The sequence below is a fragment of the Citrobacter sp. Cf087 genome (assembly GCF_030334285.1).
In the GTDB taxonomy this organism is placed as follows: domain Bacteria; phylum Pseudomonadota; class Gammaproteobacteria; order Enterobacterales; family Enterobacteriaceae; genus Citrobacter; species Citrobacter freundii.
On record NZ_JAOWED010000032.1, the window covers coordinates 214,572 to 228,866 of the forward strand.

14 protein-coding genes are annotated in these 14,295 nt (G+C 51.9%); 6 read left to right on the plus strand and 8 right to left on the minus strand.

Annotated features, from left to right (window positions below; genetic code table 11):
* The first annotated feature begins 2 nt into the window (after positions 1 to 2).
* A complete protein-coding gene (gene ghrB, locus OGV57_RS22595) occupies positions 3 to 977 on the plus strand; it encodes a glyoxylate/hydroxypyruvate reductase GhrB (protein WP_003024278.1) in 975 nt (324 codons plus the stop codon).
* A 58-nt stretch (positions 978 to 1,035) separates the two neighbouring features.
* On the opposite strand, the gene OGV57_RS22600 is transcribed toward ghrB, so the two are convergent.
* Entirely contained in the window at positions 1,036 to 1,746 is a 711-nt protein-coding gene (locus OGV57_RS22600; protein WP_003837709.1) for a DUF3053 domain-containing protein, read from the minus strand.
* Between the two features lie 380 nt (positions 1,747 to 2,126).
* Between OGV57_RS22600 and OGV57_RS22605 the strand changes: the two genes are divergently transcribed.
* From OGV57_RS22605 to cueP, 3 genes are all read left to right on the plus strand, one after another.
* A complete protein-coding gene (locus tag OGV57_RS22605) occupies positions 2,127 to 2,417 on the plus strand; it encodes an HTH-type transcriptional regulator (RefSeq protein ID WP_003024273.1) in 291 nt (96 codons plus the stop codon).
* 279 nt (positions 2,418 to 2,696) lie between these two features.
* Complete coding sequence (cspE, locus tag OGV57_RS22610) at positions 2,697 to 2,909, plus strand: transcription antiterminator/RNA stability regulator CspE (protein ID WP_000014594.1); 213 nt, start codon at positions 2,697 to 2,699, stop codon at positions 2,907 to 2,909.
* 187 nt (positions 2,910 to 3,096) lie between these two features.
* Positions 3,097 to 3,636, plus strand: a complete 540-nt coding sequence (gene cueP / locus OGV57_RS22615) for a copper-binding periplasmic metallochaperone CueP (protein WP_003024269.1) — start codon at positions 3,097 to 3,099, stop codon at positions 3,634 to 3,636.
* A gap of 113 nt (positions 3,637 to 3,749) precedes the next feature.
* Here the strand turns inward: cueP and glyS are convergent, their stop codons facing one another.
* The 3 genes from glyS to OGV57_RS22630 form a co-directional block, all read right to left on the minus strand.
* Complete coding sequence (glyS, locus tag OGV57_RS22620) at positions 3,750 to 5,819, minus strand: glycine--tRNA ligase subunit beta (protein WP_054528876.1); 2,070 nt, start codon at positions 5,817 to 5,819, stop codon at positions 3,750 to 3,752.
* A gap of 9 nt (positions 5,820 to 5,828) precedes the next feature.
* Positions 5,829 to 6,740, minus strand: coding sequence for a glycine--tRNA ligase subunit alpha (glyQ, locus tag OGV57_RS22625; RefSeq protein WP_001168551.1), 912 nt, complete (start codon positions 6,738 to 6,740; stop codon positions 5,829 to 5,831).
* Positions 6,741 to 6,835: 95 nt separating this feature from the next.
* Positions 6,836 to 7,144: a YsaB family lipoprotein gene (locus OGV57_RS22630; RefSeq protein ID WP_003024259.1), complete on the minus strand. Its 309-nt coding sequence runs from the start codon at positions 7,142 to 7,144 to the stop codon at positions 6,836 to 6,838.
* A 172-nt stretch (positions 7,145 to 7,316) separates the two neighbouring features.
* Between OGV57_RS22630 and OGV57_RS22635 the strand changes: the two genes are divergently transcribed.
* Positions 7,317 to 8,312, plus strand: coding sequence for an acyltransferase (locus OGV57_RS22635; protein WP_054528928.1), 996 nt, complete (start codon positions 7,317 to 7,319; stop codon positions 8,310 to 8,312).
* Here the strand turns inward: OGV57_RS22635 and yiaB are convergent.
* The 3 genes from yiaB to xylA all read right to left on the minus strand — a co-directional run bounded on the left by yiaB (position 8,309) and on the right by xylA (position 11,678).
* The gene (yiaB, locus tag OGV57_RS22640) at positions 8,309 to 8,662 is read right to left on the minus strand and encodes an inner membrane protein YiaB (protein WP_054528877.1); all 354 of its coding nucleotides are present in this window, start codon (positions 8,660 to 8,662) and stop codon (positions 8,309 to 8,311) included. The genes OGV57_RS22635 and yiaB overlap by 4 nt on opposite strands.
* A 167-nt stretch (positions 8,663 to 8,829) precedes the next feature.
* A complete protein-coding gene (gene xylB / locus OGV57_RS22645) occupies positions 8,830 to 10,284 on the minus strand; it encodes a xylulokinase (RefSeq protein ID WP_054528878.1) in 1,455 nt (484 codons plus the stop codon).
* Positions 10,285 to 10,355: 71 nt separating this feature from the next.
* The gene (gene xylA, locus OGV57_RS22650; protein WP_003024252.1) at positions 10,356 to 11,678 is read right to left on the minus strand and encodes a xylose isomerase; all 1,323 of its coding nucleotides are present in this window, start codon (positions 11,676 to 11,678) and stop codon (positions 10,356 to 10,358) included.
* Positions 11,679 to 12,039: 361 nt separating this feature from the next.
* Here xylA and xylR point away from each other — a divergent pair, with 361 nt between their 5' ends.
* A complete protein-coding gene (gene xylR, locus OGV57_RS22655; protein WP_003024250.1) occupies positions 12,040 to 13,218 on the plus strand; it encodes a D-xylose utilization transcriptional activator XylR in 1,179 nt (392 codons plus the stop codon).
* A 44-nt stretch (positions 13,219 to 13,262) separates the two neighbouring features.
* Here xylR and OGV57_RS22660 read toward each other — a convergent pair whose 3' ends face one another.
* A complete protein-coding gene (locus OGV57_RS22660; RefSeq protein WP_003024247.1) occupies positions 13,263 to 14,087 on the minus strand; it encodes a protein bax in 825 nt (274 codons plus the stop codon).
* Between the last annotated feature and the right edge of the window lie 208 nt (positions 14,088 to 14,295).

The following is a 14,295-nucleotide window of genomic DNA, read 5'->3' on the forward strand; positions in this document are numbered from 1 at the left end:
GCATGAAGCCGTCCATTATTCTCTATAAAGCGTTACCTGACGATTTACTGCATCGCCTGGAAGAGCATTTTACTGTGACTCAGGTGCCTAACCTGCGCCCGGAAACGGTCGCACAGCACGCCGAAGCGTTTGCCAATGCGGAAGGTCTGCTGGGCTCCAGTGAAGCCGTCAATACCGCGCTACTGGAGAAAATGCCGAAACTGCGTGCGACCTCCACGATTTCCGTCGGCTATGACAACTTCGACGTCGATGCCCTTAACGCGCGTAAGGTACTGTTGATGCACACGCCAACCGTACTGACAGAAACCGTCGCCGATACGGTGATGGCGCTGGTGTTAAGCACCGCTCGCCGCGTGGTAGAAGTGGCTGAACGGGTGAAGGTCGGTGAATGGACCAAAAGTATCGGGCCGGACTGGTTCGGTACGGATGTGCACCACAAAACGCTGGGGATTGTCGGCATGGGCCGTATTGGCTTGGCGCTGGCACAACGTGCGCATTTCGGCTTTAGCATGCCGATTCTCTATAATGCGCGCCGTCATCATCAGGAAGCAGAAGAACGCTTCAATGCGCGCTACTGCGATCTTGATACGCTGTTACAAGAATCCGATTTTGTCTGCCTGATCCTGCCGTTAACCGACGAAACGCATCATCTGTTCAGCACCGAACAGTTTGCCAAAATGAAGTCTTCCGCCATTTTCATTAACGCCGGACGTGGGCCGGTGGTCGATGAAAAAGCACTGATTGCCGCCCTGCAAAACGGCGAAATTCATGCCGCTGGTCTGGATGTGTTTGAGCAGGAGCCATTACCGGCAGACTCACCGCTGCTGTCGCTGCCAAACGTGGTTGCTGTGCCGCACATTGGTTCAGCCACGCACGAAACACGCTATAACATGGCGGCCTGTGCGGTGGATAACTTAATCGATGCGCTGCAAGGACGCGTTGAGAAGAACTGCGTAAACCCGCAGGTCGCGCGATAAACAAAAGGCCGGGTAGCGCTTACGCTCACCCGGCCCTTCATATCTTACAGCGGCTTAATTACTGAGCGGCATTCACCGCAGCAGTCCAGGCCTGGTTAAATGCCTGATGTTGAGAAGCCAACGGGCCAATCAGCGTGTTGTACTGACTTGCCTGCTGTGACGTTGGGAACTGGATACCGTTGGCGACAAAGCTCACCTGCGTATCCTGCTGCGCCACAAAATCACCAACCTGCACTAACTGCTGCGTGAAGATTTGCGCTGCAGGGATCAGCGGCTGTAACGCCTCTGCAGGTACAGTGACGACTTTATTGTAAACCTGGTCAAAGACCGGCTTCAGATCTTCGCCCTGCTTCAGCGCGCCATGCGCAGCATCTGCCTGTAGTTTCGCATTCTGCAACTGTTGCCCTAATACACCTAGCGCACCATTTGCCTGACGCAGCGGCTCACGCTGAGTCACATAATCCTGAGGAACACGAATCGCATTTACGCTATCAACCACCGGACGCAGACCGGAGTCCATCGCCTGATTAACCTGCTGCGAATAGCCATACAGAATCGCGTAATCGGACACAAACGGGCCAAACTGTTTTTTCTGATCGGCGGTCAGCGTTGGTAAACGCTCTCCGCTACGCATTGCAGTATTCTGCAGAAAATCGATAAACGCTTTGCGTTGATCGCCTTCTTTATCAAAACACCCACTCAGGCCAACTACCATTAAGAGCGCCAAAACAGGCGCAAACCAGCGAGAGCAGGACTTACCTGTCGCCATTTTAATACTCCTTTCACCCAAAAATGCGCACAACGACACCCGCGTGCCTGACGTTAACAAGGATAGTCCAGGTCAGCCCCGCAAGATACCCTTTCCGCATAATCTTGTGGGGGAAAATAACCGTTCCCACCACCGTTCGTTTTGCTAAACAATGCTGCATTTACTACTCGGCGTCATATTTTAGTCATCTTTACAATCGGAATCGATCGTTCGGAGATCCCGACCTTTATCAGTTTGTTAGCCTGCGAAAGATTGTTGCCCACCGTTTGCTGAAACGAATCCATCTCTCAAACCCCGAATCCGACTTCATTTTTTCCGACTACTCTTAATGAGCTTCGAAGAAATTCACGATCCCGCTGTGTGATTTGTAGGAGTTCTCAATGGAATACAAAGATCCTATGTTTGAACTGCTGAGCAGTCTGGAGCAGATTGTTTTTAAAGATGTATCGCAGACGGTCACTCTGACGCAAAAAACCAACCCTTTCACCGAATTTGAACAGTTACGACGAGGGACGGGTTTAAAAACAGATGATTTTGCCCGAGTAATGGGCGTGACAGTCGCGATGGTTCATGAATGGGAGTCTAAACGCGTAAAGCCTTCCACTACCGAATTGAAGTTAATGCGCCTGATCCAGGCAGATCCAAGATTAAGTAAGCAACTGATGGATTGAACTATTTTTCAATTTTGCTTAAGAACGGTCCTGTAACGGGGCCGTTCCCTTACGAAGGTTATCCACAAAAAAGAAAATAGTAGTTGCATCCACATGCGTAAAATGAGTTAATGCCCTCAACGGTTTGACGTACAGACCATTACAGCAGTTAGTAAGGCAAGTCCCTTCAAGAGTTATCGTTGATACCCTTCGTAGTGAGCATTTCCTTTACTGTTAAAAAATCTGTAAAGCACGCCATATCGCCGAAAGGCACACTTATTTTTTAAAAGGTAATACACTATGTCCGGTAAAATGACTGGTATCGTAAAATGGTTCAACGCTGACAAAGGTTTCGGCTTCATCACTCCTGACGATGGCTCTAAAGACGTGTTCGTACACTTCTCTGCTATCCAGAACGATGGCTACAAATCTCTGGACGAAGGTCAGAAAGTTTCCTTCACCATCGAAAGCGGCGCTAAAGGCCCGGCAGCTGGCAACGTAACCAGCCTGTAAGCTTAAAAAGCTCAAGATTCTGAATCCCTGCCAAACGGCGGGGATTTTTTTTATCTGTACTTCTTAAAACGCCTCGCCCACACGCGTCTTTGCATTACTTTACCCGCAGCCCCTTTGACCTTTCCCTAAGGGCAAGCTTTATAGTGAGCCAGTCTGTATTCCACAACGTTCACAAGGAATTGAAGCTATGTCGAAATCCTCATTACTGCTGGTTTTAGGTTTACTCACCACCGGTAGCGCGTTCGCCGCAACCCCTGAAGCCACTTTTTTGGCGGAACACGGGCTCAGCGGAAAATCCGTCGAGCAAATCGTCGAGGCCATTGACCAGTCTCCACAGAGCCGCCCACTGCCCTACTCGGCATCCGTCACCAGCACTGAACTGAAGCTCTCTTCAGGCGATCAGATCTATACCCTGCCGCTCGGTGACAAGTTCTATCTGTCATTTGCCCCTTATGAATGGCAAACACATCCTTGCTTCAACCACAGCCTTTCCGGTTGCCAGGGCGAAATGCCGGAGAAGACATTCAATGTCAAAGTGACGGATAACAAGGGTGATGTAGTGCTACAAAAAGAGATGAAGAGCGGTCGAAATGGCTTCGTCGGGGTTTGGCTACCGCGCAATATGGCAGGCACCATCGCAGTAAGCTACAACGGCAAAAAAGCGGAGTATCCCATTAAGACCATGGAAGACAGCCAGACCTGTCTGACTAAATTACAGCTGCGCTAACAACATAAAAAAATGCCGGATGGCGCAATGCTTATCCGGCCTACTGGTGTTTATCTCGTAGGCCGGATAAGGCGAAGCCGCCATCCGGCATTTTCTAAGTCAGCTCAGGACCGTTACTGCAGCAGCGAAATATCCGCCACGCGCAGGAACAGTTCGCGCAGTTTTTCGAGCATGGAGAGACGGTTGATACGCAGATCTTTATCTTCTACGTTGACCATCACTTTCTCGAAGAACGCATCAACTGGCTCACGCAGTTCCGCTAACTCAACCAGCGCTTCCTGGTAATGGCCAGCGGCGAAAACTGGCTCCAGCTTATCGCGCAGCACCACAACCTGCATCGCCAGCGCAATTTCTTCCGGCTCTTTCAGCGTTGCCGCATTCACACGGTCATTCAGCGTTTCTTCAGACTTCGCCAGGATGTTCGATACACGTTTGTTCGCGGCAGCCAGCGCGGACGCGGCCTCCAGTGTACGGAAGTGCGAAACCGCCTTCATACGTGCGTCGAAATCAGCCGGACGAGTCGGACGACGCGCCAGCACGGCCTGAATGGTATCGACGGTATAACCTTCGTCCTGATACCAGGCGCGGAAGCGACCAAGCATAAAGTCGATAACGTCATCCACCACGTTGGCGTTGGTCAGCTTGTCGCCATACAGACGAACAGCCTCTTCCGTCAGCGTTTGCAGATCCAGATTCAGGTTCTTCTCAACGATGATACGCAGCACGCCCAGCGCAGCACGACGCAGCGCAAACGGGTCTTTATCGCCTTTCGGATGCTGACCAATACCGAAGATACCCGCCAGGGTGTCCATCTTGTCAGCAATCGCCACGGCACAAGCCACCGTATTAGACGGCAAGTCATCACCGGCAAAACGCGGCTGATACTGCTCGTTCAGCGCCACAGCAACATCTTCCGCTTCGCCATCGTGACGCGCGTAGTGCATTCCCATCACGCCCTGGGTGTCGGTGAACTCGAAGACCATGTTGGTCATCAGGTCGCACTTGGACAGCAGGCCAGCGCGGGTTGCGTGGTTAACGTCAGCGCCAATTTGACCAGCAATCCAGCCCGCCAGCGCCTGGATACGGTCAGTCTTATCGCGCAGCGTACCCAGTTGCTGTTGGAACAGCACGGTTTGCAGACGCGGCAGATGGTCTTCCAGGCGTTTTTTACGGTCGGTATTGAAGAAGAACTCAGCATCCGCAAGACGCGGACGAACAACCTTCTCGTTACCGGAGATAATCTGGGTCGGATCTTTCGATTCAATGTTGGCAACGAAGATAAAGTTCGGCAGCAGTTTGCCGTCATTCGCATAAACCGGGAAGTACTTCTGGTCGCCTTTCATGGTGTGTACCAGCGCTTCAGACGGAACAGCGAGGAATTTCTCTTCGAATTTCGCGGTAAGCACTACCGGCCATTCTACTAGCGAGGTGACTTCTTCCAGCAGGCTTTCGCTCAGGTCAGCGTTACCGCCAATCTTACGGGCCGCTTCTTCAGCATCGGCTTTGATTTTCGCTTTACGCTCAGCGTAATCCGCAATGACTTTGCCGCGCTCACGCAGGATTTCCGGATACTGATCGGCAGAATCGATAGTGAATTCCGGCTCGCCCATAAAGCGGTGTCCACGGATCACGCGATCGGACTGAATGCCCAGAATCGTTGCCGGAATCACTTTGTCGCCCAGCAGCAGGGTCACGGTGTGAACCGGACGCACGAAGTGAACGTCAGACGCGCCCCAGCGCATCAGTTTCGGGATCGGCAGCTTCGCCAGCGAAGTGGCAATCATGTTTGGCAGCAGCGTTTCAGCGCTTTCGCCTTTCACATGCGCGCGATACAGCAGCCATTCGCCTTTGTCGGTAGTCAGACGCTCAGCCTGATCAACCGTGATGCCGCAGCCACGTGCCCAACCTTCTGCCGCTTTGCTCGGTTTGCCTTCAGCGTCAAACGCCTGGGCAATGGCCGGACCGCGTTTTTCAACTTCACGATCGGGTTGAGATTCCGCCAGATTCGCGACTTTCAGCGCCAGGCGACGCGGTGCAGCAAACCACTCAACGTTGCCGTGCGCGATGCCAGCGTTGTCCAGCTCCGCGGTAAAGTTTGCAGCAAAGGACTCAGCCAGGCTGCGCAGTGCTTTTGGTGGCAGCTCTTCAGTGCCGATTTCCACCAGAAAAGTTTTCTCAGACATGGCCGCCTCTTATTTGTCTTTGTTGCACATCGGGAAGCCAAGGGCTTCACGGGAAGCGTAGTAAGCTTCTGCCACTGCTTTGGTCAGGGTACGAATGCGCAGGATATAGCGCTGACGCTCGGTGACAGAGATGGCTTTACGCGCATCCAGCAGGTTGAAGCTATGGGCGGCTTTCAGAATACGTTCATACGCAGGCAGCGGCAGCGGATTTTCCAGCGCCAGCAGCTGCTGCGCTTCTTTCTCGTACTGCTCGAAGCAGGTGAACAGGAAGTCCACGTCGGCGTATTCAAAGTTGTAGGTGGATTGCTCCACTTCGTTCTGATGGAACACGTCACCGTAAGTGGTTTTACCCAGCGGGCCGTCGCTCCAGACCAGGTCGTAAACGCTGTCTACGCCCTGAATGTACATGGCCAGACGTTCCAGACCGTAGGTAATTTCCCCGGTTACTGGTTTACATTCCAGACCACCAACCTGCTGGAAGTAGGTGAACTGAGTCACTTCCATGCCGTTCAGCCACACTTCCCAACCCAGACCCCAGGCACCCAGCGTCGGGTTTTCCCAGTTATCTTCCACGAAACGAATATCGTGAATGGTCGGGTCCATACCCAGCTCTTTCAGAGAACCCAGGTACAGCTCCTGAATGTTGTCCGGTGACGGCTTAATCACTACCTGGAACTGATAGTAGTGCTGTAAGCGGTTCGGGTTTTCGCCATAGCGGCCATCGGTCGGACGACGGGAAGGCTGCACATAAGCAGTCGCCATCGGTTCCGGCCCCAGCGCACGCAGGCAGGTCATTGGGTGAGATGTTCCCGCGCCGACTTCCATGTCCAATGGTTGAACAATGGTGCAGCCCTGGCGAGCCCAGTAATCCTGTAAGGTCAGGATCAAGCCCTGGAAGGTCCTGGTATCAAACTTTTGCATATTATTTCGTGCTGGATACGTGTGGATTTAAAGGAAGCGATCAGTATACCCGCTGGCTGCAAGATATACAGTACGAAACGGGAAAAAGGGGGAACTTAGCGCATGGAAAGGTGCAAAAACTGCCCGTCTGCATCAAAAGAACAGACAAAACTCTCTTTACGGAAGGTAGAACCACGCATCTCATAGCTGCCCTGGAATTGCTCCAGGCCGGAGATATCAATTTTCTGCGCGCCAGTGTTGTAGCGTTGCGCCGCCTCATTTTTGCACAATGACTCCATATCCAGCGAACGTGTGGCACTGACCTTAACCTTTTGCGCTTTCTGCGCGGGTGCAGACGGTTGTGTGTCAGCGCACGCTACCAGCAAAAGGGTAGCGATTGTGGGAAAGAAATACTTCATCATCATTTTATTACCGCCTGGTTTGCTGGTCAGTCTTATTATTAGTGTCTGGAAACAGATCCTATTTTGAGAATCTCATCAGACCATCTCAAGCTTTAGCGTAAGAACTCGGATTATTCCAGTGAGCTACGTTCGCAAAATATCGGTCAGACTTTTTTTAATGGACACAGAGGAACTGATGCAGCCCAAAATTTTCTGGATTGATAACCTGCGCGGGATAGCCTGTTTAATGGTCGTGATGATCCACACCACGACCTGGTACATCACCAATGCGCAAAGCGTCAGCCCGTTGAATTGGGATCTGGCTAACGTGCTCAATTCAGCCTCTCGCGTCAGCGTCCCGCTGTTCTTTATGATTTCGGGCTATCTGTTTTTTGGTGAGCGTAGCGCCAAACCGCGCCATTTCCTGCGCATCGCGCTCTGCATTTTGTTTTACAGCAGCGTGGCGCTGGCCTATATCCTGCTGTTTACCTCGATCAACGCTGAGCTGTCGCTGAAGAACCTGCTGCAAAAGCCGGTGTTCTATCATCTGTGGTTTTTCTTCGCGATCGCCGTCATCTACCTGGTTTCTCCGCTGATACAGGTGAAAAATATCAGCGGCAAGATGCTGCTGGCGTTGATGGTGGTGATAGGCGTGATTGCCAATCCCAATACCGTCTCGCAAAAAATTGGCGGTTTTGAATGGCTACCCATTAACCTGTACATCAGCGGCGACACCTTCTATTACATCCTGTACGGCATGCTGGGCCGGGCGATTGGCATGATGGATACGCAAAAGCGCGCGCTCAGCTGGCTCTGTGCGGCGTTATTCATTACCGCAGTATTTATTATTTCTCGTGGCACATTGCATGAACTGCGCTGGCGAGGCAATTTTGCCGACACCTGGTACCTCTACTGCGGCCCTGCGGTATTTATTTGCGCCGTCTCACTCCTGACGCTGGTCAAAAATACGCTCAGCACACGTACTCTGCCGCTACTGGGCCTTATTTCTCGCCATTCATTGGGCATTTATGGTTTTCATGCGCTGATCATTCACGCGCTGCGCACCAATGGCATCGAACTCAAGAACTGGCCGCCGCTCGATATGCTGTGGATTTTCAGCGCCACGCTGGCGGGAAGCCTGCTGCTATCCATGCTGCTGCAACGCATCGATACGCGCAGGCTGGTGAGTTAATCCCCCGTATTTTGCAGGCGCAGCAATAAAGCTTGCCCCAGTAAACATACGATGAATGCCATCGGGTAAAGCCCCTTTTCAAGGGGCGATAATGGGGCGTTCCAGACGCCCACCAGCAGCAACCCTACCGTGATGAGTGTGACCATTTGACATACAGAGGTTAAGCGCTCGTCGCTCTGATCGAGATTTTCAGCACGCTGATAAACATATGTCACAAACATTCCCGTCATCAGCACGCCGAAAAAATAGCCTTTGCCACTCAATAACGGGCATGCCCGCCAAAAACCAATAACGTAAATCAGTGCGCCAGAGAGGAATAACATCCATAGCAACAGCCTTGTCGTCTTCATTGGGATCTCCTTATCCATCATGGATACAATATGAATAACCCGCTAAAGACAACACAGAAAAATGGCACTACGCCGGACTTTCAGAATAAATCCATGCGTACTAACTATTTATTGGATTGAAATATACATTTGATAAATCCCCTCTGTTTACCAGAGGGGAACGAGGATCAGGACATCAGCGGTTGCAACTGCTGGTAGATTCGGCGGAAGGTTTCCCGACGTTGTTGGTAAAGCGCGTGGCGCCCGGCGTCAGGATAATGCGCTTGTTCCAGCGTAAGCTGAGGCAGAAGGTCTGATAAAGGCCGCTGCGGATTCATGGCAATTTGCGCCAGTCGCGCCGCACCAAGTGCAGGGCCGACATCACCGCCGGTACGATAATCCAGCTGCAATCCGCTGATGTCAGATAGCATCTGACGCCAGTATTCGCTGCGCGCCCCGCCGCCAATCAACGTAATGCTGGCGGGCTGCACGCCGCAGGCATGTACTACGTCCATACCGTCAGCCAGCGCAAACCCCACACCTTCCAGCACCGCCTGCGCCAGTTCTGCCGGACCATGCTGATGCGTCAGACCGAAAAATACGCCCTTGGCCTGCGGATTGTTATGCGGCGTACGTTCACCGGAAAGATAAGGTAAAAACCAGACCGGCTCCGCGAGTTCATCAGCCTGTTGCGCAGCGTCAATCAATGCAGGAACGCTCGCCAGTCCGGTTAATTTTGCCGCCCAGTCCAGACACGATGCCGCACTTAACATCACAGACATCAGATGCCATCGCTCAGGCAAAGCATGGCAAAAACTGTGAACCGCACTTTCCGGTTTGCTAAGGAAACCATCACTCACCGCAAAATAGACACCGGATGTCCCCAGCGAAAGCATCGCCTGACCGGCATTCATCATGCCTACGCCAACCGCCCCCGCCGCGTTATCACCACCTCCGGCAACAACCGCAACCTCCTGCATTCCCCAGGCTTTAGCGACGTCTGGCAACAAGGTTCCGGTAATCTCGCTGCCTTCATAGAGCGCAGGCATATGTGCGCGAGTCAGTTTACAGGCAGCCAGCATGACATCGCTCCAGTCACGCTTCGCGACATCCAGCCACATTGTCCCTGCCGCATCAGACATATCGCTGGCAAAATCACCGGTCATGCGCAAACGCAGGTAATCTTTCGGCAGCAGAACTTTATCAATCTGTTTGAAAATCTCCGGCTCGTGGCGTTGCACCCACAGCAGTTTTGGCGCGGTAAAGCCAGGCATCATCAGGTTGCCGGTGATCGCACGAGACTGCGGAACCTGATTCTCCAGCATCACGCACTCTTCACCACAGCGACCATCGTTCCACAGAATAGCCGGACGCAATACCTTCTGTTGCTCATCCAGTAGCGTCGCGCCGTGCATCTGTCCGGCAATCCCCAACGCTTTCACCTCGCGGAGTGAATGCTGCTGACCCAGCGCTTTCAAAGCCCGATCCGTTGCCGACCACCACTGCTCAGGGTCTTGTTCAGACCATAACGGATGCGGGCGCGAGACGGTGAGTTTCTCCGTGTGCGAAGCGACCACATCCCCCTGCTCGTTGAGCAGGATGGCCTTTACGCCTGATGTGCCAAGATCTATCCCGATATACATAAGGCATCGTTCCTTAAAGAAAGGCCCGGTAGCGCGAGCTGACCGGGCTTACGGACGTTCTCAGAAACCCGTTATTTGTCGAACAAATAATGGTTCACCAGATTTTCCAGCAATTCCTGATGACCGCTCTGGTGCACCGGTGCCAGGTTATGTTGTTCAGCGTACTGCGCAATTTCCGTCAGCGTCATCTGCCCTTTCAGAATTTGCTGGCCCAGCTCACCATTCCAACCGGCATAACGTTTTGCCACGCGCTGATCCAGACCACCGTCTTCAATCATACGGGCCGCAATTTTCAACGACAGTGCCATGGTATCCATCGCGCCAATATGACCATAGAACAGATCATATTTATCGGTACTCTGACGACGCACTTTGGCATCGAAGTTCAGGCCACCGGTGGTGAAACCGCCCGCTTTCAGGATTTCGTACATCACCAGCGCGTTCTCTTCTACGCTGTTCGGGAACTGATCCGTGTCCCAGCCCAGCTGCGCGTCACCACGGTTGGCATCAACAGAGCCAAACAGACCCAGCGCGATAGCGGTGGCGATTTCGTGATGGAACGAGTGGCCCGCCAGCGTGGCATGGTTAGCTTCGATATTCAGTTTGATCTCTTTTTCCAGACCGAACTGCTTGAGGAAGCCGTAGACGGTCGCCGCATCGTAGTCGTACTGGTGCTTGGTCGGTTCCTGCGGTTTCGGCTCGATAAGCAAAGTGCCCTGGAAACCGGTTTTGTGTTTGTGTTCCACCACCAGTTGCATGAAGCGACCAATTTGCTCACGTTCCTGACGCAGATCGGTATTCAGCAGCGTCTCATAGCCTTCACGACCACCCCACAGAACGTAGTTTTCACCGCCTAACTTGTGCGTGGCATCCATGGCCGTAACCACCTGCGTGGCGGCCCAGCTGAACACTTCTGGATCCGGGTTTGTTGCCGCACCCGCACCGTAGCGTGGGTTGGTAAAGCAGTTTGCTGTTCCCCACAGCAGCTTCACGCCGCTCTGTTCCTGTTTTGCCGCCAGCACATCAACCATCTGCGCAAAGTTGTTTTTGTACTCTTTCAGTGAAGCCCCTTCAGGCGAGACATCCACATCATGGAAGCAGTAGTAAGGCACGTTCAGCTTGTGGAAGAACTCAAATGCCACGTCCGCTTTGCGTTTCGCCAGCGCCAGTGCTTCACCAGGCTGCTGCCACGGACGATCGAAAGCGCCCATACCGAACATATCCGCACCGTTCCAGCAGAAGGTATGCCAGTAGCAGGCAGCAAAACGCAGATGATCTTCCATACGTTTGCCCAACACGATTTCGTCAGGATTGTAATGGCGAAATGCGAGCGGGTTGGTGGATTGAGTACCTTCAAAACGAACACGATCGAGTTGGTCAAAATAAGCCGGCATAATAAGCTCCATAATCAGGTAATACGGTAAGTAAACTGCGATATGGCTATACTGGAATTTCCTGATTTATTGCTCAATTACGTTATTTCACACCGCTATTAAGAGAATACCCAAACGTGCGCTGGCTCCCAAAAAAACGCGCTGAAAAACGAAATAAAAAAGCGATCGCGATCGAAGGTTAGCCATTAAACAAAAAACCGTAATGCGCAGATGAAAAATGACAATTGTCATCCCGCTGACAGTATGTAAATTTTGCCTGGCCTCAGGCAATCAGGAAATTTGTCACGCTTCATCAAGCAGTCGTACCGGCGGTTTTGCTAGTATCGACAGGCCCACGTTAACCTATCCAGGACAGGTTCTTATGTTTGATAAACGTCACCGCATCACTCTGTTATTCAATGCCAATAAAGCCTATGACCGTCAGGTGGTAGAAGGAGTGGGTGAATATTTACAGGCATCGCAATCCGAGTGGGATATATTCATTGAGGAAGATTTCCGCGCCCGTATCGATAATATTAAAGACTGGTTAGGCGATGGCGTTATTGCCGATTATGACGATGATGACATTGCGCAATTACTTGCCGATGTCGATGTTCCGATCATCGGCGTTGGGGGTTCCTACCATCGGGAGCAAGATTATCCCCCGGTACATTACATTGCTACCGACAACCACGCGCTGGTAGAAAGCGCTTTTCTGCATCTGAAAGAGAAAGGGGTTAACCGTTTTGCGTTTTACGGCCTGCCTTCCTCAAGCGGTAAACGCTGGGCCGCAGAACGTGAATATGCCTTTTGCCAGTTGGTGGCTAAAGAAAAGTACCGAGGCGTCGTCTACCAGGGGCTGGAAACTGCGCCGGAAAACTGGCAGCACGCGCAAAATCGTCTGGCAGACTGGCTACAAACGTTGCCGCCGCAAACCGGCATTATCGCGGTCACCGACGCGCGGGCACGACACGTCCTGCAAGTCTGCGAGCACCTACATATTCCGGTACCGGAAAAGCTATGCGTGATAGGAATAGATAACGAAGAACTGACCCGTTACTTATCACGGGTAGCGCTGTCATCCGTGGCTCAGGGAGCCCGGCAGATGGGCTACCAGGCCGCAAAACTCCTGCACCGCTTGCTGGCGAATGAGGCGCTGCCGCTGCAACGCATTCTGGTTCCTCCGGTGCGCGTGGTTGAGCGGCGCTCAACCGATTACCGCTCCTTGACCGATCCTGCCGTTATTCAGGCGATGCACTTTATCCGCAATCATGCCTGCAAAGGGATTAAGGTTGAGCAAGTTCTTGATTCAGTAGGGATTTCACGTTCAAATCTGGAGAAGCGTTTTAAAGAAGAGGTCGGAGAGACTATCCACGCCGTGATTCATGCCGAAAAGCTGGAAAAAGCGCGCAGTCTGTTGATTTCTACCACGCTTTCAATCAACGAAATTTCACAGATGTGTGGCTATCCGTCTCTGCAGTATTTCTATTCGGTCTTCAAGAAAGAGTACGACACGACGCCAAAAGAGTATCGCGATGTGAACAGCGAAGTGTTGCTGTGAGGATTATTGCCGGATACGGCGAAGCCGCCATCCGGCACACAGAATTACATATGCGCGGCGATTAAACGCTGGTTATCCTGATACATTGCGAACAGATAGTTGTTGTAGCTCTGTCCTTTAGTGGAATAACCCTTCAGCTTATGGATCATCGCGGTAGCGGTAACTTCCTGATCGGCTTTACGCAGCTGCGCACGTGATTTACGGAAAGAAGAGTAAGCCGGGTGCGTGTTCAGGTTGATGACGTAAGCATTCACCGACTCTTTCACCGATTCAAACTGTGAGTAGCCTTTCACCTTACCAGGGGCATTGTTACAACGACCTTTGCCACATTTCATGCCAAACAGGTTGTTGTTGCTACGCGCCAGCTTCGACGTACCCCAGCCGCTTTCGGCCGCAGCCATGGTTGCCACCATGCTCGTCGGGATAATGTCTACGCGCTCAAGCAGCGTATTCCACGGAATTTTACGCGTGTTGCCAGACCAGCTCACCTTGTAGCGCTTCGCGATATCTTTCATACGCGTACGCTCAGTCGGTGACCAGCGGTTCTGGTACTGTTTTGAAATCAGCCAGTTACGGTCCGCAGTAATGGCAGCATTCTGACTGGTAATATAAGGCATAACCGTCCGGAGAAACGCTTTTTTCCTTGGTGTTCCGGAAGGGTATTTTCGCAAATCAGGAAGTGAACTACTCTTTGCACTATTGCGAGAATACTCTTGTTTACTGCTAACCTGTTTATTACTTGCCTTGGTTATCTGGGGCTTGTGACTCGTTGTCGCCGTGTGTGTCTTTGCCAGCACCTCACCCGAAAATGCAACGGTGAGTAACATAAGAATCATTGCCCCATATCGTCGAATGGGAGTCAATATCATTAGGTCTCCTGGTCGGATTTATACATTCCAACACCTTATATTTTTCACAAAAATGAGAGATGAATCTCAAATCATATCAAAAATAGCCGTCAAGAGCACCCAAAGGAATAGTCCAATTCTGAAACTATGTCACGCATTAACGGTTCAGGGTGCCATTAATTCGAAGAAAATGTGGAGGTTATCGCAAAATAAGTTCATTTTTTGAACG